Source organism: Nocardioides sp. FY1077 (genome assembly GCF_058681775.1).
The window spans coordinates 1-18,172 of sequence record NZ_JBZWDB010000005.1 but is presented as its reverse complement, the minus strand read 5'-3'; the positions used below and the strand labels follow the sequence as shown (position 1 = coordinate 18,172).

The following is an 18,172-nucleotide window of genomic DNA, read 5'->3' as shown; positions in this document are numbered from 1 at the left end:
GTGTCTCCTCAGGAGGTGTGGAGCAGGTCTGCGTCGCGCATCTGCGCATCGTCGGGATCTCCCACGCGGACGCCGCCAGCCTAGGTCGCAGGCTCCCTGATTCAGGAATTGCCGCGGAGGCGGTGGAGGGGCAGCACGTGCAGCACCGCGACCACCACGGCCCCGACCAGCAGCCCCACGATCGCGGAGGCCACGGTGTTGACCAGCCAGCCGGCGACCGCGCCCACGGCGCCCAGCGCGTCGTGCACGCCCTCCTCCAGGTGGTGCACCAGGTCGTACGGCGCGTGCCAGCCGAGGTCGTCGACGCCGACCAGCAGGATGTGGCCGCCCACCCACAGCATTGCGGCCGTGCCGACCACCGAGATGACCGTCAGCAGCTTCGGCATGCCGCGCACCAGGCCGTGGCCGACGCGCTGGGCCAGCGCCGAGGAGCGCTGGGTGAGGCTGACGCCGATGTCGTCGGTCTTCACGATCAGCGCGACCACGCCGTAGACGAGCGCGGTGATGCCGATGGCCACCACGACGAGGATCAGGGCGCGCGAGACGAAGCCCTCGGCGGCGACCTCGTTCAGCGAGATCACCATGATCTCCGCCGAGAGGATCAGGTCGGTGCGGATGGCACCGGAGACCATGGCCTTCTCGGCCTCCTCCGACGACGTCTCCGCCGCGGCCACCGCCGCGTGCTGGTGACCGCCGTGGCCGCTGACCTTCTCCCAGACCTTCTCCGCGCCCTCGTAGGCCAGGAACGTGCCGCCCAGCATGAGGATGGGGGTCAGCAGCCACGGCAGCCACTGCGACAGCACCAGCGCCGCGGGCAGGATGATCAGCAGCTTGTTGCGCAGCGAGCCGATCGCGATCTTGCGGATGATCGGCAGCTCGCGCTCGGCGGCCACGCCGTGCACGTACTGCGGGGTCACCGCGGTGTCGTCGACGACCACACCGGCGGCCTTCATGCTGGCGCGACCGGCAGCCGCGCCGACGTCGTCGACCGAGGCCGCGGCCAGGCGGGCCAGGACGGCGACGTCGTCGAGCAGCGCGAACAGGCCGGCGCTCACCGGCGCACCGCCGGGGCCGTCGTCACCGCGAGGCGGCGGGCGGTCGGGGGCTGGGCACTGCGGGGTGTCGGCACGAGACCAGCCTAGACGTCGGACGCAGCGGTCGGGTCAGTCGTCGACGAGGCCGAGGCGCAGGTACTCCGCGGCGTAGCTGCCGCTGAGCAGCAGCGAGGCGTAGCGGGCGACCTCGGTGGTGGCCTCGTTGGTCACCGTCTCGACCCGCACTCCGCGGGCGTCGGCGGCGGTGACCAGCCGGGTGCGCTGCTCGCCGACCAGCGGGTCGTCGGCGCCGTCGTCGAGGATGATCAACATCGGGCGCAGCTCTCCCCCGCCGTCGGCGAAGGGGTCGACGAACACGTCGCGAGCCCGCGCCGCCTCGATCACCGGCAGCAGCTGCTCGACGTCGCCGGCCAGCGCGTTGCGACCGGTGGCGCGGCGCAGCGACTCCGCCAGGCGGCGCGCGGCCCGGGCGGCGAGCACGGAGCCGCCCCACACCACCGGGTTGGCGTCGGCCAGGGCGATGGCCAGCATCTTGGCGGGGTTGACCGCGATGTCACGCTGCGGCGACGACGCGATCGCCACCGCGTCGAGGGCCTCCGCGACGCTGTCGGCGTCGGCGCGGGGGCCGAGGCCCACGCGGTCGAGGTAGCTGAGCATCACCACCGCGATGGCGAGCTGGTCGGTCGTCTGCACCGGCAGGATGGTGCTCCACCGCCCGGCGGCGTGCTCCGCGACGCTGGAGCCGGGCGCACACGCCACGACGACCTGGCAGCCGCGGCGCACGGCCTCGGCGATGGCCGACTTGGTGCCGGAGTCGGTGCCGTCGGGGGCGAGCACGACGACGAGGTCGAGGCTGCCGGCCCAGCCGGGAAGCGAGGGCCCGGGCCACGCCACGAACGGCACCGGGCACCACGGCTCGAGCACGGCGCGCAGCAGCCGGGAGTCGGGGCCGGCCGCGATGACCGCCCGGGGACGGGAGAGGTCCTGGCTGCGCACCACGGCCTCCTCCAGCGACTCGGCGGCCGCGCCGGCCTCGCGCCGCACCCGCGAGCCCGACTCCGCCAGCCCGCGCAGGCGCAGGTCGGCGGTGGACAGGGCGGCGTCGTCGTCGAGGCGGGACTCGTCGAACCAGCTCACGGGTGGCGCGCCTCGTCGACCAGGAGCACGGGGATGTCGTCGCGCACGGGGTAGGCCAGGCCGCAGCCCTGGCACACCAGCTCGTCGGTGCCGCCGGGCGCCGTGGCGGGCGTCTCGACGAGCTCGCTGCGGCAGGCCGGGCACACGATGATCGCGAGCAGGGCGGGATCGAGGTTCATCCGACGCTCCCGCCGCGGATCAGGCCCAGCACCTCGTCGCGGATCGCGCTCATGGTCTCCTCGTCCCTGCCTTCGGCGTTGAGCCGCAGCAGCGGCTCGGTGTTCGACGGGCGCACGTTGAACGTCCAGTCGGCGTGCGACACGGTGAGCCCGTCGAGGTGGTCGGTGGTCACGCCGGGCTGCGAGGCGTACGCCGCCTCGATCGCCGCGACGGTGCCGTGGTGGTCGGCCACCACGGAGTTGATCTCGCCGCTGACCGGGTAGCGCTCGTACTGCGCCAGCAGCTGCGAGAGCGGGGCGGGCGACGCGGCGAGCGCGGCCAGCACGTGCAGCGCGGCGAGCATGCCGGAGTCGGCGCGCCAGAAGTCGCGGAAGTAGAAGTGGCCGCTGTGCTCGCCGCCGAAGACGGCGTCGGTCTCGGCCATCCTGGCCTTGATGAAGGAGTGGCCCACCCGGGTGCGCACCGGCACGCCGCCGAGCTCGGTGACGATCTCGGGCACCGCCCGGCTGGTGATCAGGTTGTGGATGACGGTGGCGCCGGGCTCGTCGGCGAGGTGGCGGGCGGCGATCAGCGCGGTGAGCGTGGACGGCGACACCGCCTGCCCGAGCTCGTCGACCAGGAAGCAGCGGTCGGCGTCGCCGTCGAAGGCCAGGCCCACGTCGGCCCCCTCGGCCAGCACCCGCGCCTGCAGGTCGCGCAGGTTGTCGGGGTCGATGGGGTTGGCCTCGTGGTGGGGGAAGGACCCGTCGAGGTCGAAGTACATCGCCACGAGCTCGGCCACGTCGGGGCCGAGCCGCTCGAAGACCGCGGGCGCGGTGTGGCCGGCCATGCCGCTGCCGGCGTCGACCACGACCTTCAGCGGACGTCCCCGCACCCCCGCCGGCACGGGTGCCAGGGTGAGCAGGTGGGCGGCGTACGCCTCGAGCACGTCGTGCTCGCTGAGCGACCCGGTGGGGGCGGTCAGGGCGTCGCCCACTGCGCCGGCCGGGGTGTCGGCCGCGTCGGCGGCGGCCGCGACCACGCGGTCGCGGATCTCGGCCAGCCCGGTGTCGAGGCCGATCGGCGAGGCCAGGGCGCGGCACATCTTGATGCCGTTGTACTGCGCCGGGTTGTGGCTGGCGGTGAACATCACGCCGGGGTGGGCGAGGTGGCCCGAGGCGAAGTAGAGCTGGTCGGTGGAGGCCAGGCCGATCAGCACCACGTCGGCGCCGGCCTCGGTGGCGCCCTCCGCGAACGCCCCGGCCATGCCGGGCGAGCTGGGCCGCATGTCGTGGCCCACCACCACGGTGCCGGTGCCGACCACCTCGACGAACGCGCGGCCCACCGCTCGCGAGAACTCCTCGTCGAGCTGGTCGGGCACCGTGCCGCGCACGTCGTAGGCCTTGAAGACCGCGCCGACGTTGTCGGCACCCAGGGTCTGTGACATGGCCCAGAGCGTAGTGGTGCCGCGCCCCCGGGGCGCACCCGCCGTCGCGCTGGACCACCGCCGCGCGGTGGGCAGCGCTCAGCCGTCGCTGGTGAGGACGCGCAGGTGCCCCTTGCGGCCGGTCTCGCGGCTGCCGCCCGGCACCGGCGGCTGACCCGACGCGGCGCCGGTGACGGGGTCGCCGGCGGGGCGGCGCGGCGCGGGCCGGGCGGCCTCGCGCACGGCGTCGGCCAGGGCGAGCAGGTCGTCGTTGGAGGGCCCGCGGTCGACGGGGTCGCGCTTCAGCCGCAGCACCTCCCAACCGCGGGGCGCCGAGAGCCGCTCGCTGTGGGCCTCGCACAGGTCGTAGGCGTGCGGCTCGGCGTAGGTCGCGAGCGGGCCGAGGACGGCGGTCTGGTCGGCGTACACGTAGGTCAGCGTCATGACGGCGGGCCGGCCGCAGGCGGTGCGGGAGCAGCGGCGGGCGGAGGTCACGCGGCGACGCTACCCCGCGCTCCCGGCACCGGCGCTTAGGCTCGCCCCATGCCGTCCGAGCCGCCGCCGTCCGAGCCCCGGCGCCCCCGCCGGCGCGACCGTCGCGGGCGCGGGATGCGCGGTCCCGGCGTGATGCCGTCGCGTCCCGGCACGGTCGCGGTGCGCACCCGCCGCGAGCGCTTCGACCAGCTCGTCGTCGACGTGGTCACCGAGGTCGACGCGCGGTGGCAGCACCGCCTCGGGCTCGTCGAGTACGCCGTGGAGGACGCTCCCCAGGTGCCGGACGACTGGCACTCCACCACCGTGCCGCTCTCCGCGCTGGTGCCGGGCACCGGGGGCGAGCCCACCCGCCTGGTGGTGTTCCGCCGGCCCATCGAGCACCGCGCCGAGGACCGCACCGAGCTCGAGGCACTGGTGCTCGCCGTGGTGGTCGAGCAGGTCGCCGAGCTGCTGGGCATCGACGCCGCCGAGGTCGACCCGCGCTACCCCACCGACTGAGCGCGCCCGACGGAGCCGCGCCCGACGGATCCACGCCCGACGGATCTCGGGGGTCAGGGCAGCCCGGGGCGCACGGCCGGCACCAGCGCGCTGCGCACCAGCTCGCGCAGCGGCACGACGACGGCGCCGTCGGGGCCCTGCTGCACCAGCGCGCCCACGACCGACGTGCGCCGCGGCTCGACCCGCACCAGCACCGCCCGCGGCGGCACGTCGACGGCCAGGCCTCGGTCGGGGCCGACCTCGACCCGCTGCGGGCCCAGCTCGGTGCCGTCGGCGTCCCAGGCCTGCACCTCCACGACGCCCGACGCCGTCGCCCCGCCGAGCACCAGCGAGGTCTCGCCGGTGGTGGTCGGGGGCACGGTGAGCAGGGTGGGCGCGGTGACGTCCTGGCCGGGCACGGTCTCGGCGAGGTCGCCGTCGACCGAGGAGCGCAGCGTCGCGGTCACCGCCTCCGAGGAGGTCACCTGCACGCCGAGGGTGCCCTCGGCGGCCGGGGAACCCAGCAGCGCGGCGACCGAGACCACCTTGACGCTGCCGGGGTCGACGACGACCTCCGGCACGTCCTGCGGCTCGAAGACCGACTGCTCGGTCACCAGGCGCAGCTGCACCCGGGCGGCGTCGTCACCGGGGTTGGCCACCGCCAGGGTGCGCCGGCCCTCGCCGGGGGGCACCCCCATCATCAGGTTGTCGGTGCGCGGCTCGTCCTGGGACGGCAGCCACTCGGTGGCGGCACCGCCGGGAACCGCCTCGACCCGGTCGACCAGCGTCGCGGCCACCCGGCCGCGGTCGGTGGTGACCCGCAGGGCGAGCTCCTCGCGGCGCGGGACCAGCTCGGCGAGGTCGAGGCGCAGGGTGCCGCCCGACGGCACCGCCACGCCGCGCAGGCGCTCGGCGTCGAGGGGGCCCGACTGGCTCAGCACCTCGACGTCGGCCACCGCCGGCCCGCCGTCGGGGTTGTGCAGCTCCAGCACGGAGGTGTGGGAGCCGCCCGCGCCGACCCCGGTGAACCACTGGTCGGAGGAGGTGGGCGGGCAGTCGAGGGCGCTGGCGGCGCCGGGCACGGCGCGCCCGGCCACCAGGCCGGGGGCGAGGTCGTCGCGCGCGGTCACCTCGGTCACGCCGTCGACGTCGAGCAGCGCGGTCGTGCCGCGGCCCACCTGCACGGGGTCTCCCCCGGCATCCACCTCGCCGGTGGCGCCCGCGTCGCTGGCGACCCGCACCTCGCCGCCGTCGGCGCGCGGGCACACCACGGTGCTGCGGGCGAGGTCGGCGGTGGTCGGCGCGGTGGCCCCGCCTGACGCGGCGGGGTCGGCGGGGTCGGCGGGGTCGGCACGGTGGAGCAGCAGCGCGGCGAGGAGCAGCACCAGCGGCAGCACGACGGCCATCACCACGGTGGGGGTCACCCGGCTGCCGGTGACCTGCTCGGATCGGCGTCCGGACATCAGGTGCGTCTCCTCTCGCGCGACGGGACGCACAGCAGCAGCACGAGGAGCAGCGCGAGCCCCTGCACGACCAGCAGCACGGTGCGCAGCCACGACCCCGGCCCGTCGAGCGCGTCGGGGTCGAGCTCGCGCCCGACCTGCCAGGCGCGGGTGTCGCGGTCTTCTGCGCTGGCCTGCACCAGCCCGCCGGTGGCGTCGAGACCGGCTGCCACGTCGCCGTCGGCAGGGGCGGGCAGCACGACGTACTCGATGCCGCTGGCGGCGAGGTCGTCGACGACGGCGGGGCCGGGCCGGGAGGTGAGCTCGCCGACCAGCGCGGTCAGGTCGTCGTCGGCGGGGCCGAGCGCGATCACCTCGTCCTCGCCGAGGGTGACGCCGTCGCCACGGCGCACGGTGTAGGTGAGGCCCCCCTCGACGTCGCCGCGCACCACGAGGATGCCGTGCTCGGGACCGAGCTCGGAGCGCTGCACCATGTAGGCCGGCACGTCGGTGGCGGCGGTGTCGGCGAGCGCGTCGTCGGGGCCGGCGACGTACCAGCCCAGCGTGGCCAGCGGCACCAGCGAGGCCACCACCGCGAGCGCGGCGACGCCGCGGCGCACCAGCGTCGGCGCGCGGTCGTGCCCGGAGCCCAGCGCCCCCGTCGCGCCCAGGACGGTGGCGGTGACGAACGCGCCCTGCAGCACCACCACGAGCACCCCGAGGCCGGCAGGGCTGGCGGTGACGGCGAGGTCGAGGGTGAGCGGTGCGAGGGCGGTGGTGAGCACGGCGGCCACGGCGGCGCCGAGCCAGCACACCAGCACCGGCACCCGGGTGGCCCGCGGCACCAGCGCCAGCACGGCGAGCACGGCCGGCACCAGGCCCAGCCACACCGGCGCGCCCAGGTCACCGGTGCGCCCGGCCAGCAGGTCGAGGGCGTCGAGACCGGCGACGGGCAGCCGCCCGGCCTCCAGCAGCAGCGACTCCCCGGCGCTCTCGCGCAGGGCCGGCACCCACCACGGGCAGAGCAGCACCAGCGGGACCAGCAGCGCGGTCAGCGGCGGTCCCCACACCGACTTCTCGGCCACCACCCCGCGCACGACGACGGCCGCGGCCACCAGCACCACGGCACCCATCGCGGCGGCGAACAGCACGACGACGGGCGCGAACGCCGCGACGAGCGCGAGCAGCAGGCCGCTGCGCCAGGCCGCCCGCCAGCGGCGGTCGGCGGTGGGCTCGGCGAAGCCCAGGGCGGCGTGGGCCAGCCACGGCAGCGTGGCCGCGGCGACCACGGGACCGAGGCGGCCCTCGCCCCAGGCGCCGCTGGCCACCGGCACGAGCGCGAAGACCGCGGATCCCCACAGCAGCAACCAGCGCGGCATGCCGCGCGGCGAGACCAGCCGGCCCGCGACGCGCAGGAAGCGCCAGGCGCCCCACAGCGCCACCGGCACGGCCAGCAGCAGCACCGCGCTCACCGCCGCGGCGGGGCTGCCGCCCAGCAGGGTGCCCAGCAGCGCCATCGGCAGCAGGTACGCCGGGGCCGGCACGGCGGTGCCCTGGCCCAGCGGGTGCCAGGCCTCGGTGTGCAGGGCCCACCAGTCGCCCACCGACGCCGGCACCGGCGACAGCGCGCCGCCGGTGACGGTGCCGAACGCCTCGCGGGCCCCCACCACCGCGAGCACGACGAGCAGCGCCAGCGCCAGCGCGACGGGGTTGGTCACGAAGCGCACCAGCACGCCGGGGTCGGCGGCGTACGCGTCGCCGTCGGGGTCGTCGGGGTCGTCGGCCGGTCGGCGCGCGGCGAACGACGCGGGGTCGCGCTCGGCCGCGGCGGCCCGCCGGCGCTCCGCCACGTCGGCGGCCTGGTCGGTGAGCGCCGCGACGAGGTCGCCGACGACGTCGAGGCCGTGGCGGTAGGGCAGCCAGCGCGGCGCCAGCAGCGCGCGCACCTCCTCGGCGGGGGCGGTGCGGGCCGCGCGCCGCGCCCGCCGGGCGGCGAGCACCTCGCGCGGCCGGGCGGCGACGTTGACCAGGGCCGCGAGCTCGTCGAGGGCCTCGCCCACCGAGCGCACCAGCAGGAAGCCGGCCACCCGCAGCAGCGTGCCGAGCGCCAGGCGCAGGGCCTGCAGCAGCCACAGCCGGCTGTCGGAGTTGACCAGGAGCGTCCACAGCGCGGCGCGGCGCTCCTGGTAGTGGGTGTGCCGCCCGGTCAGCGGGGTACGACGCACGCCCCGGTGGGCGGCCTCGGCGTGGAACACCACGGCGGCGGGGACGACGAGCGTGTGGTGGCCCGCCGCGGCGGCGCGCCAGCCGAGGTCGAGGTCGTTGCCGAACATCGGCAGCGCGGGGTCGAGGCCGCCGAGCTCGTCGAGCACCTCGCGCCGCACGAGCAGGCCGGCGGTGTTGACCGCCAGCACCCGGCGCAGATCGTCGTGCTGGCCCTGGTCGTACTCGCCGCGCTCCAGGCCGGTCTCGCGGCGTCCGGTGCCCGACAGGGTCACCCCGACCTCGAGCAGGCGGCGCAGCGAGGGCCACTCGCGCAGCTTGGGGCCGAGCAGCGCCGCCTCGGGGTGCGCCGCGGCGGCGGCGAGCAGGGCCGCGAGCGCGTCGGGGGCGGGGTTGGCGTCGTCGTGGAGGAGCCAGACCCAGTCGGTGCCCGCGGGCACCTGCGTCAGGCCGAGGGCCACGGCGGCGGGGTAGGACGTGGAGCCCGGCGCCCGGTGGACCGGCCCGAACGCCGCCTCGAGGAGGTCGGCGCTGGCGTCCTTGCTGGCGGTGTCGACGCACACCACGGCGTCGAGCGGGCGGGTCTGGGTGCGCAGCCCGTCGATCACCGCGGGCAGCCAGCGGGCGCCGTCGTGGCTGACCACGAGGGCGGCGACGCGGGGCGCAGACGATCCGGACACGGTCGGTGACCCTAACCCGCAGGGGCAGCCGCCCCGAATCCGCCGGCGGGCGGGACAAATGCGAGCGGCCCCGGCCGATGGCCGGGGCCTGCACTCACACTGCGCGCTTCTTGAGCTTGCGCCGCTCCCTCTCGGAGAGGCCGCCCCAGATGCCGAACCGTTCGTCGTTCATCAGGGCCGACTCGAGGCACTCGTCGCGCACCTCGCAGGTCAGGCACACCTTCTTGGCCTCCCTGGTCGAGCCCCCCTTCTCGGGGAAGAAGGCCTCCGGGTCGGTCTGGGCGCAGAGCGCCCGCTCCTGCCAGCCCGCCTCGTCGGCGTCGCTTTCGAGGAGGATGAGTTCCCTCATGTCGTCGCCCTTTCGACCCTGTGCGTCACCGCGAGCCGGCTGGGGGCCGGTTCGGCTGATCAGTGAACAACACTGTGGGAATTACATGCCTGTCGTGCACTCGAAGTCAAGTGCGGTTCTGGTATGGAACCGTCCGCGGCACCCGCGGCGTCCGTCCGGAACCGCCGCATGGCCCGGACGGGCCATGGCGCCCCCGCGCCCGGGCCGCTAGCGGCGCGTCACGGTGCCGACCACCGCGACCGGTCGGTCGGCGGACGGGCCACGGCATGCGGCACAGTGGGCGCATGCGTGAGATCACCGTCCTGTCCGGCGGCATGGGCGGCGCCCGGTTCCTCCAGGGCCTGCTGCACGGCATCGCCGCGGGCACGCTGCCCGGCGTCGCCGCCGACGCCCGGGTGACCGTGGTCGCCAACACCGCCGACGACCTGTGGGTGCACGGCCTCAAGGTGTGCCCCGACCTCGACACCGTCATGTACACCCTCGGCGACGGCATCGACCTCGAGCGCGGCTGGGGCCGGCGCGACGAGACCTGGAGCGTGCGCACCGAGCTGGCGGCGTACGGCGTGGAGCCGACCTGGTTCGGCCTCGGCGACCGCGACGTGGCCACCCACCTCGTGCGCACCCAGATGCTCGACGCCGGCTACCCGCTCTCGCAGGTGACCGATGCGCTGTGCCGGCGCTGGCGACCCGGCGTGCGGCTGCTGCCGATGACCGACGACCGGGTGGAGACCCACGTCGCCGTCGCCGACCCCGACGCCCCCAGCGGGCGCCGTGTCGTGCACTTCCAGGAGTACTGGGTGCGGATGCGGGCGGAGGTGCCGGCCGAGACCGTCGTGGTCGTCGGCCTCGAGGACTCCACCCCCGGCCCCGGCGTGCTCGACGCGATCGCCTCCGCCGACCTCGTGGTGCTGCCGCCGTCGAACCCCGTGGTCTCCCTCGGCACCGTGCTCGGCGTGCCGGGCGTGCGCGACGCGCTCGTCGCCACCCCGGCCCCGGTCGTGGGGCTCTCCCCCATCGTCGGCGGCGCGCACGTGCGCGGGATGGCCCAGCAGATGCTCGACGCGATCGGCGTCGAGGTCAGCGCCGCCGGCGTCGGGCTCCACTACGGCGCCCGCAGCGACGGCGGGGTGCTCGACGGCTGGCTCGTCGACACCGCCGACGCCGACGCCGTCGAGCCGCTGCGCGCCGCGGGGCTCGCCGCCCGCGCGGTGCCGCTGATGATGACCGACCACGACGCCACGGCGGCGATGGCCGCCGCGGCGGTGGAGCTGGTCACCGGGGCTGGCGGGGTGGCCGGGGCTGCCGGTGCCGGCTCGGCATGAGCGGACCGGCGTGAGCGTGCCGGCCGGCGGCGCGCTGCGGGTCACCGCACCGGACGGCGTGCCGGAGGTGCGTGCGGGCGACGACCTGCTGGCGCTGCTGCTGCCACTGGTCGAGCTGGTCGACGGCGACGTGCTGGTGGTGACCAGCAAGGTCGTCAGCAAGGCCGAGGGCCGGGTGCGCCGCGGCTCGCGCGAGGACGCGCTGGCCGAGGAGACGGTGCGGGTGGTGGCCCGCCGCGGTCCCACCCGCATCGTGCGCACGCGCCACGGGCTGACGATGGCCGCCGCCGGCATCGACGCCTCCAACGTGGAGCGGGGCTCGGTGGTGCTGCTCCCCCTCGACCCCGACGCCTCCGCCCGGGCGCTGCGCGAGGGCGTGCGCGACCGCACGGGGCGCAACGTCGGGGTCGTGGTCACCGACACCGCCGGGCGCGCCTGGCGCGAGGGCCAGACCGACATCGCCGTCGGCGCCGCCGGCCTGCTGGTCGCCGAGGACCACGCCGGGCGCGTGGACGGCCACGGCAACGAGCTCGCCGTGACGCTGCCCGCGGTGGCCGACGAGCTCGCCGGCGCCGCCGAGCTGGCGCAGGGCAAGCTCGCCGCCCGCCCGGTCGCGGTCGTGCGCGGGCGCGCCGACCTGGTGCTGCCACCCGGCGACCACGGCGCCGGCGCGACGTCGCTGGTGCGCCCCGAGGGCGGCGACCTGTTCGGCTACGGCGCCCGCGAGGCCGTGGTGCGGGCGCTGACCGGCGCCGAGGCCGACCGCGCGCCGTTCGGCTCGCCCGCCGCTCCCGACGAGCTCGCCGAGGCGGTGCTGCTCGTCACCGGCAGCGCTCCGGCCCCCGACGGCGACGCCCTGGTCGTCCACGCCGCCGACGCCGGCGACCTGCGGGTGCTGGCGGCGCTGGCCTTCGCCCACGGCTGGCAGGTGGACGGCAGTGCTCACACCACGGGCACCGCGCCCAGGTCACCGGTCGGTGACGATCGCGGCCTGGTCGCACGCCTGCGACCCCGCGGTCCGTAGACTCCGCGGTCGGGCCCACCGCCACCTCGTGGGGGCGCCCGCGCGCCGCCGCGTGCGCACCGCGCACGTCAGCAGCAGCACACGCCAGCAGCACACCATCAGCCGAGGGACACCGCACCGTGGCCAAGCCCGCCAAGACCGACCGCCAGGCGAAGATCGACGCGATCCGCAAGCAGCAGAAGGGCGCCGACAAGCGCCGCGGGTTCGCCATCGTCGGCGTCTGCGTCCTCATCGCCCTCGTGATCATCGGCGCCGCGGCCTTCCAGCCGCTGCGCGACGCCTGGCAGGGACGCGAGTACGACGAGCTGGCCGTCTCCGAGATCGGCGCGCCGGCGTCGTCGTGCGAGGACATCACCACCGAGAAGGCCGACGGCGTCCAGGACCACGTGCCCGAGGGCACCAACGTCGAGTACGCCACCGCGCCCCCGGCGTTCGGCGCCCACTGGAACGTCGCCGGCATCGCCCCGGTCTCCATGCAGCGCAAGGTCTACACCGACGACCGCCCCGAGCTCGAGGCGCTGGTGCACAACCTCGAGCACGGCTACACCGTCCTCTGGTACGACGAGACGATCGCCGCCGACGACGAGGCCATGGGCGAGATCCGCGGCATCGCGGAGAAGTACGAGGGCGACGAGAACTTCCGCGACAAGTTCATCGCCGCGCCCTGGACCGCCGAGGACGGCGAGGCGTTCCCCGACGGCCAGCACGTCGCGTTCACCCACTGGTCGGCCGGTGGGGTCGGCGAGACCGACACGACCAAGCAGGTCGGCGCCTTCCAGTACTGCGCCGCTCCCAGCGGCGCCGCGCTCGACGCCTTCATGACCGAGTACCCGTACTTCGACAGCCCCGAGCCCAACGGCGGCTGACCCGCACCGGGCCCGCGCCGGGCCTGGTCGGGTCAGGTCAGGTCGGCGCGGCCCGCCTGCTTCAGGGCCGCGACCACGGCCTTCACGTCCTGCGCGCGGGCGCGGGTGGTGACCAGCACCGCGTCGGGGGTGTCGACCACGACGACGTCGTCGAGCCCCACCACCGCCACCAGCCGGTCACCGGTCACCACCAGGCCGGTGGCGTCGACGGCCTGCACCAGCGCGGCGTCGCCCAGCACGGCGAGCGCGGCCGCCCCGTCGTCGTCGGCCGCGTCGGCGCCGTCCGTGCCGGGCTGGCTTAGCAGGGTGGCGAGGGAGTCGAAGTCACCGATGTCGTCCCAGCCGAACGACGCCGGCACCACCGCCACCCGGCCGGCGGCGGCGGCGGGCTCGGCGACGGCGTGGTCGAGGGCGATGCGCTGCAGGTCGGGCCAGCGGGTCTCCAGCGTGGCCGGGTCGGCGGCGACCGCCCGGAGCAGGGCCGCCATCTCGGGGTGCCAGGTGGCCAGCAGGTCGAGCAGCACCCGCGGGCGCACCACGAACATGCCGGCGTTCCAGCGGTGGAGGCCTGTGGCGAGGTAGCCCGTCGCGACCTCCACCGACGGCTTCTCCACGAACGACGCGACCCGGGCCGCGCCGGGGTGCGCGGCGAGCGGCTCGCCCTGCTCGACGTACCCGAACGCCGACGACGGGTGGGTGGGCTCGATGCCGATGGTGACCAGCCAGTCGTCGCGGGCCACGGCCACCGCGGTCCGTACGACGTCGCGGAAGCCCTCGGGGTCGGTGATGACGTGGTCGGCGGCGAAGGAGCCCATCACGGCGGCGGGGTCGGTGCGCTCCAGCAGCGCCGCGGCCAGCCCGACGGCGGCCATCGAGTCGCGCGCGCTGGGCTCGGCCAGCACGGCGTCGGGCCCCAGCGCCGGCAGCTGCGCGCGCACGGCGTCGCGGTGGGCCGTGCCGATGACCACCACGACGCGGTCGTCGCACAGCGGGACGAGCCGGTCGACGGTCTCCTGCAGCAGCGAGCGACCGTGGCCGCGCAGGTCGCGCAGGAACTTGGGCGAGGCGGCCCGCGACAGCGGCCACAGGCGGGTGCCGGCGCCGCCGGCGGGCACCACGGCCCAGAAGTGGTCGAGGGAGGCGTCGCTCATGAGGCCACACCCTAGGGGCCGCAGGCCCTGCCTAGGCTGGGCGGGTGACGACCTTTCCCCGGCTGCTCTCCGACCTGCTGCGCCGCGACCCCGGCCGCCCGCTGGTGACCTTCTACGACGAGCGCAGCGGCGAGCGGGTCGAGCTGTCGACCACGACGTACGCCAACTGGGTGGCCAAGGCGTCGTCGCTGCTCGTCGACGAGCACGGCCTGGAGCGCGGCGACACCCTGCGCCTCGACCTGCCGACCCACTGGCTCGGCCCGGTGTTCCTCGGCGCGGCCTGGAACGCCGGCCTCGCGGTCGACCTCGAGGGCGACGGACCCGGCGACGCCGTGGTGTGCGGCCCCGACGGCCTGGCCCGGTGGGCCGCCCACGCCGACGACGTCCCGGTGCTGGCCTGCTCGCTGCGTCCGATGGGCGTGCGGTTCGCCGAGCCGCTGCCGCCCGGCGTGCACGACGTCGGCGTCGACGTGTGGTCGCAGCCCGACTCGTTCATCCCCCTCGACCCCGCCGGCGACGACGACGTCGCCCTGGCGGGCGGCGCCGCGACGTCGTCGCAGCAGCAGCGCACCCAGGGCGAGCTGTGGGAGACGGCCGCCGCGGGGAGCGTCCTCCCCGACGGCGGCCGCCTCCTGCTGGAGACGAACCCGGCTTCCCCACCGGGAGTCGTCCCGTTCGCGGAGCCGCTGGCGCGCGGCGGCTCGCTGGTCCTGGTCGTCGGTGCCGACGCCTCGCGGCTCGAGGCGATCGAGGCCGCCGAGCGCGTGACGGCGCGTCACCCGACCAGGTCGTAGTCCCCCAGCCCCTCGGCGAGGAAGCGCCGCTTCTCGAAGCCGGTCGCGCTGGCGCGCAGCAGCCACAGGTAGCCCGTGGCCCGCTCGCGCACGACCAGGTCGGGGTGACCGGTCAGGCCGACGTCGCTGACGCCCACCACCCGGTCGTACGGCGTGAGGTCGACCGGCAGGCGTCGCGGCGAGCCGGTGAGCCCGCCGGGGCCGTTGCCCGACCACACGCTGAGCGTGGCGCCGTCGCGGAAGAGGGAGTCGGGGGCCCCGTCGCCGTCCCACAGCCCCACCGGCACCTGCGCGGTGGCGCTGACGGCGCTGCGGGCGACGTACCCGGTGCGCAGCCCCTCGAGCCCGGCGCCGGGGTAGATCATCATCGAGCCGCCCCGGGGCTGGCCCATCAGGTCGGGCCAGCCGTCGCCGGTGACGTCGCCGGCCGCCGCGAGCAGCCCCACCGACGCGAAGCCGGTGGCGATCCGCACCGGGGTGCCGAAGCGACCCGTGCCGTCGCCGCGGCGCACGGCCAGCGCGCCGTCGTTGCGCACCAGCAGGTCGCCGTCGCCGTCGCGGTCCCAGTCGCCGGCTCCGGTGACCAGGTCGGCGGCGCGCAGGCTGAGCCCGGTGTCGACCAGGGGCGCGGTGTCGACGGTGCCCGGGTTGACCAGCAGCACCCAGCGCCCGCGTGAGCGGCCCACCACGTCGGGCGCGGTGTCACCGGCCACGCTGCCGCCGGCGACGACGTCGCCCAGGCCGGTGACCCGGTCGACCGGGCCGAGCACGTGGCCGAACGTGCCGTCGCCGCGGGCCGGCATCACGAAGCCCGCGCCGCCGGTGCGCCGCACCAGGAGGTCGGCGAGGCCGTCGCGGTTCCAGTCGCCGACGCCGGTCACCACGTCCCAGCGGGACCAGTCGCCGCGCAGGCGCTCGGCGGCGGCGAAGCCGACCTGGCCGGGCGCGGTGGAGGTGCCGCGGTGCAGCCACGCCGAGCCGTCGTCGTCGCGACCCACCAGGTCGACCACGCCGTCGCCGGTGAGGTCACCCGGGGCCACCAGCAGCGCGTGGCCGGCCGCGGTGGTCCCGGCGTCGACGCGGCGGAAGCCGCCGGTGCCGTTGCCGAGGTGGGCCTCCAGGCGGGCGGTGGCGGGGTTGCGGGCCAGCAGGTCGGCGCGGCCGTCGCCGTCGAGGTCCCCGGCGGCGGTGAGCTGCTCGCGTCCGGTGAAGGCCGTCAGCTCGCGGGGGGCCGCCACGAAGCCGCCGGCGCCGTCGCCGGCGTGCACCGACACCGCACCGCTCGCCGCCACCGCGACCAGGTCGCCGTGGTCGTCGCCGGTGAGGTCGGGCGAGGTGAGCACGCGGGCCGCGGTGTCCCAGGCCCCCACCAGCGGGCGGGGAGCGGCGAGCCGGCTGAGGCCGCCGGTGGGCAGCACCAGCACCCGGCCGTCGCTCGCGCGACGTACGACGACGTCGGGGTGGGGCGAGCCGGCGAGGTCGGACTCGAGCTGGCGTCCGTCGAAGTCCTCCTGCGCGTCGGCAGCGAGGCGGCGGATGTCGCCGAGACGCTCGTAGAGGTAGCGGCCGGGGCAGGCGGTGGAGCCGGCGTCGCGGTGGCCGTTGATGGCGGGGAACGACCTCGACCCCACGCGCTGGGCCGTCGAGGCGGCGTCCACGCCGTGCAGCGAGAGCTTCCAGGCGAAGAGCGCGCCGTAGGCCTGCACGACCGCCGGTGACGGCCTCACGACCTCGAAGTTGCCGATGGCCGACATCGCGAAGGAGTAGTCGTTGTAGCCGAGGGTGTGGGCCCCCACGACCGCCCGGTCGATGCCGCCCCAGCGGCCCTCCCAGATGCGCCCGAACCGGTCGACGAGGTAGTTGTAGCCGATGTCGGACCACCCCTGGGAACGGGTGTGGTAGGCGTAGATGCCGCGGATGATGCCCGGCACCTGCTCGCGCGTGTAGTCGTTGGCGTTCACCGTGTGGTGCACGAAGCCGGCGTGCACCTCGCCGTAGCGCAGCGACGACGCCGAGCGCATCCGCTCGTCGGCACCCCACTGGGCGCGCGAGAAGATCACCGGCTTCGCCGTGGTGGTCGCCGCGGCGCTCAGCGCCAGCGCGTCGCCCGTCCCGCCCGAGACCTCCGGGGCGGCTGCCGCTGCGGCCGCGCCGTCGGTGGCCTCGTCGGTGGCCTCGCCGCTGGTGGCCTCGCCCGTCGAGGAGGTGTCGAGGGCGGCGCGCTCGCTGGTGGTCTCGGCGGGCGTGCCGGGGTCGATGACGGCCAGGCTCAGGTCGTCGGGGGCGGTCGTGCCGGGGCTCAGCCGCACCCGCACCTGCACTCGGTCGACCGCGCCGACGAGCAGCGGGTCGGTGCCGGGGCGGGCGTTCCGGCCCTCGGCGCTGTCGGGGTCGGGTCCGTGCTCCTCGTGGTACTCCAGCTCGGCCCACTCCCCCCAGCGGCCGGCCTCCTCGGTGCGCACGACCACCGACAGGTCCTCGTCCGACACGCGCTCGCCGTGCTGCCAGGTGACGCCGACCGCGCCGTACCCGGTCACCGGCTGGGGGTCGCTGGTCACGGCGGTGCCGCCGCCGGCCGTCGTCCGGCGTGCCGAGGCGGTCGGTGCGTCGTCCTCGCCGGCGGGCGGGGTGAGGGCGTGCTCGCGCACCTGCGGGTCGACCGGTGCGGCCGGCACCGTGGACGCCGTCCGCGCCGTCTCGGCGTACGCCCTCGCGCCGGTCGACGCGGCCGGGGCGGTCTCGTCGGTGCGGTCGGCGCGGGCGGGCGGGGCCAGCAGGCGGGGTGCCGCGGCGGTCCCCTCGGGGGCCTCGCGCACGACGTCGAGGCTGATGACGCTGGCGGCGGGCGTGAGCACGGCGAGCACCACTCCGAGCGCGAGCAGCTGCTGGCACACGGTGACGAAACGGGACCTGCTGGGTGACATGAGGGCTGCTCCAGTGCGCGGGGAAGTTCACACGGAGCGCAACTTTCACACGCGTCACAGAGGCGCGGCCAGGAAAGGTGAGTAACTACAACGCTGTAATTTCCACTCGACACGCCGACGACTTCCGACTTTGTCAACTCCTTCGGCGCGTCGCCCGGTGTGGCGCGTGGGGCGCGTGTGACAACCGCCGCCCCGGACGATCCTCGGTACTGGACTTCGGGAGACCGGTACGTCACTGTTCGAGCAGGGCGATCAGCGCCGGCCCCTCATCGTTGGTCGGCAGGGCCCCCAGTGCGGCCCCTCATCGTTGGTTGAGCAGGGCGCGCTAGCGCCCGTGTCGAAACCCCCGCAGCCCGCGCCGGGACCTGCCCCGGGCCAGCCCCAGCAGATGGTTGCGTGGTCTCGATACACCTCGTCGCTGGCGCTCCTCGGCACTCGACCACCGAAGCGGGCCGGGGCTCGTTGGCGAGTACGGCGCGCAGCGCCCGGCCCCTCATCGTTGGTTGAGCAGGGCGCGCTGGCGCCCGTGTCGAAACCCCCGCAGCCCGCGCCGGGACCTGCCCCGGGCCAGTCCCAGCAGATGGTTGCGGGGTCTCGATACACCTCGTCGCTAGCGCTCCTCGGCACTCGACCACCGAGAGGGGCCCC

Annotated in this window: 15 protein-coding genes; 5 read left to right on the top strand and 10 right to left on the bottom strand. The window is 76.1% G+C overall.

Annotation, left to right across the window (positions count from 1 at the left end):
• Positions 1–101 precede the first annotated feature (101 nt).
• The 5 genes from AC4OR8_RS17175 to AC4OR8_RS17155 form a co-directional block, all read right to left on the bottom strand.
• Positions 102–1,055, bottom strand: coding sequence for a DUF808 domain-containing protein (locus AC4OR8_RS17175; protein ID WP_492166823.1), 954 nt, complete (start codon positions 1,053–1,055; stop codon positions 102–104).
• 108 nt (positions 1,056–1,163) lie between these two features.
• Entirely contained in the window at positions 1,164–2,192 is a 1,029-nt protein-coding gene (locus AC4OR8_RS17170; RefSeq protein WP_492166822.1) for an SIS domain-containing protein, read from the bottom strand.
• Positions 2,189–2,371, bottom strand: a complete 183-nt coding sequence (locus AC4OR8_RS17165) for a Trm112 family protein (RefSeq protein WP_492166821.1) — start codon at positions 2,369–2,371, stop codon at positions 2,189–2,191. The genes AC4OR8_RS17170 and AC4OR8_RS17165 overlap by 4 nt, the downstream gene beginning before the upstream one ends.
• Entirely contained in the window at positions 2,368–3,798 is a 1,431-nt protein-coding gene (locus tag AC4OR8_RS17160) for a phosphomannomutase/phosphoglucomutase (protein ID WP_492166820.1), read from the bottom strand. The genes AC4OR8_RS17165 and AC4OR8_RS17160 overlap by 4 nt, the downstream gene beginning before the upstream one ends.
• A 78-nt stretch (positions 3,799–3,876) precedes the next feature.
• Positions 3,877–4,272 carry a DUF3499 domain-containing protein gene (locus AC4OR8_RS17155; RefSeq protein ID WP_492166819.1) on the bottom strand — a complete coding sequence of 132 codons (396 nt, stop codon included), beginning with the start codon at positions 4,270–4,272 and terminating at the stop codon, positions 3,877–3,879.
• A 48-nt stretch (positions 4,273–4,320) separates the two neighbouring features.
• Between AC4OR8_RS17155 and AC4OR8_RS17150 the strand changes: the two genes are divergently transcribed.
• Entirely contained in the window at positions 4,321–4,770 is a 450-nt protein-coding gene (locus AC4OR8_RS17150; RefSeq protein ID WP_492166818.1) for a metallopeptidase family protein, read from the top strand.
• A gap of 53 nt (positions 4,771–4,823) precedes the next feature.
• On the opposite strand, the gene AC4OR8_RS17145 is transcribed toward AC4OR8_RS17150, so the two are convergent.
• The 3 genes from AC4OR8_RS17145 to AC4OR8_RS17135 form a co-directional block, all read right to left on the bottom strand.
• The gene (locus tag AC4OR8_RS17145) at positions 4,824–6,212 is read right to left on the bottom strand and encodes a DUF5719 family protein (RefSeq protein ID WP_492166817.1); all 1,389 of its coding nucleotides are present in this window, start codon (positions 6,210–6,212) and stop codon (positions 4,824–4,826) included.
• Positions 6,212–9,094, bottom strand: a complete 2,883-nt coding sequence (locus AC4OR8_RS17140) for a glycosyltransferase family 2 protein (protein ID WP_492166816.1) — start codon at positions 9,092–9,094, stop codon at positions 6,212–6,214. Before AC4OR8_RS17140 ends, AC4OR8_RS17145 begins: the two co-directional genes overlap by 1 nt.
• A gap of 94 nt (positions 9,095–9,188) precedes the next feature.
• The gene (locus AC4OR8_RS17135) at positions 9,189–9,443 is read right to left on the bottom strand and encodes a WhiB family transcriptional regulator (RefSeq protein WP_492166815.1); all 255 of its coding nucleotides are present in this window, start codon (positions 9,441–9,443) and stop codon (positions 9,189–9,191) included.
• 284 nt (positions 9,444–9,727) lie between these two features.
• Here AC4OR8_RS17135 and cofD point away from each other — a divergent pair, with 284 nt between their 5' ends.
• From cofD to AC4OR8_RS17120, 3 genes are all read left to right on the top strand, one after another.
• Positions 9,728–10,765, top strand: coding sequence for a 2-phospho-L-lactate transferase (cofD, locus tag AC4OR8_RS17130; RefSeq protein ID WP_492166814.1), 1,038 nt, complete (start codon positions 9,728–9,730; stop codon positions 10,763–10,765).
• A 10-nt stretch (positions 10,766–10,775) separates the two neighbouring features.
• Entirely contained in the window at positions 10,776–11,789 is a 1,014-nt protein-coding gene (gene cofE, locus AC4OR8_RS17125) for a coenzyme F420-0:L-glutamate ligase (RefSeq protein WP_492166813.1), read from the top strand.
• 119 nt (positions 11,790–11,908) lie between these two features.
• Positions 11,909–12,655 carry a DUF3105 domain-containing protein gene (locus tag AC4OR8_RS17120; RefSeq protein ID WP_492166812.1) on the top strand — a complete coding sequence of 249 codons (747 nt, stop codon included), beginning with the start codon at positions 11,909–11,911 and terminating at the stop codon, positions 12,653–12,655.
• Positions 12,656–12,687: 32 nt separating this feature from the next.
• Here the strand turns inward: AC4OR8_RS17120 and AC4OR8_RS17115 are convergent, their stop codons facing one another.
• On the bottom strand, positions 12,688–13,806 hold the full coding sequence (locus AC4OR8_RS17115; RefSeq protein WP_492166811.1) for a mannose-1-phosphate guanylyltransferase: 1,119 nt from the start codon (positions 13,804–13,806) through the stop codon (positions 12,688–12,690).
• A gap of 44 nt (positions 13,807–13,850) precedes the next feature.
• Here AC4OR8_RS17115 and AC4OR8_RS17110 point away from each other — a divergent pair, with 44 nt between their 5' ends.
• The gene (locus AC4OR8_RS17110) at positions 13,851–14,600 is read left to right on the top strand and encodes a TIGR03089 family protein (RefSeq protein WP_492166810.1); all 750 of its coding nucleotides are present in this window, start codon (positions 13,851–13,853) and stop codon (positions 14,598–14,600) included.
• Here the strand turns inward: AC4OR8_RS17110 and AC4OR8_RS17105 are convergent.
• Positions 14,582–17,524, bottom strand: coding sequence for an FG-GAP-like repeat-containing protein (locus tag AC4OR8_RS17105; protein ID WP_492166809.1), 2,943 nt, complete (start codon positions 17,522–17,524; stop codon positions 14,582–14,584). The genes AC4OR8_RS17110 and AC4OR8_RS17105 overlap by 19 nt on opposite strands.
• Positions 17,525–18,172: the final 648 nt, after the last annotated feature.

Coding starts and splice junctions, on each gene's coding strand:
- AC4OR8_RS17165 (WP_492166821.1), bottom strand. CDS start 2,371: ATGAACCTCGATCCCGCCCTGCTCGCGATCATCGTGTGCCCGGCCTGC.
- AC4OR8_RS17160 (WP_492166820.1), bottom strand. CDS start 3,798: ATGTCACAGACCCTGGGTGCCGACAACGTCGGCGCGGTCTTCAAGGCC.
- AC4OR8_RS17150 (WP_492166818.1), top strand. CDS start 4,321: ATGCCGTCCGAGCCGCCGCCGTCCGAGCCCCGGCGCCCCCGCCGGCGC.
- AC4OR8_RS17145 (WP_492166817.1), bottom strand. CDS start 6,212: ATGTCCGGACGCCGATCCGAGCAGGTCACCGGCAGCCGGGTGACCCCC.
- AC4OR8_RS17135 (WP_492166815.1), bottom strand. CDS start 9,443: ATGAGGGAACTCATCCTCCTCGAAAGCGACGCCGACGAGGCGGGCTGG.
- cofD (WP_492166814.1), top strand. CDS start 9,728: ATGCGTGAGATCACCGTCCTGTCCGGCGGCATGGGCGGCGCCCGGTTC.
- AC4OR8_RS17115 (WP_492166811.1), bottom strand. CDS start 13,806: ATGAGCGACGCCTCCCTCGACCACTTCTGGGCCGTGGTGCCCGCCGGC.
- AC4OR8_RS17105 (WP_492166809.1), bottom strand. CDS start 17,524: ATGTCACCCAGCAGGTCCCGTTTCGTCACCGTGTGCCAGCAGCTGCTC.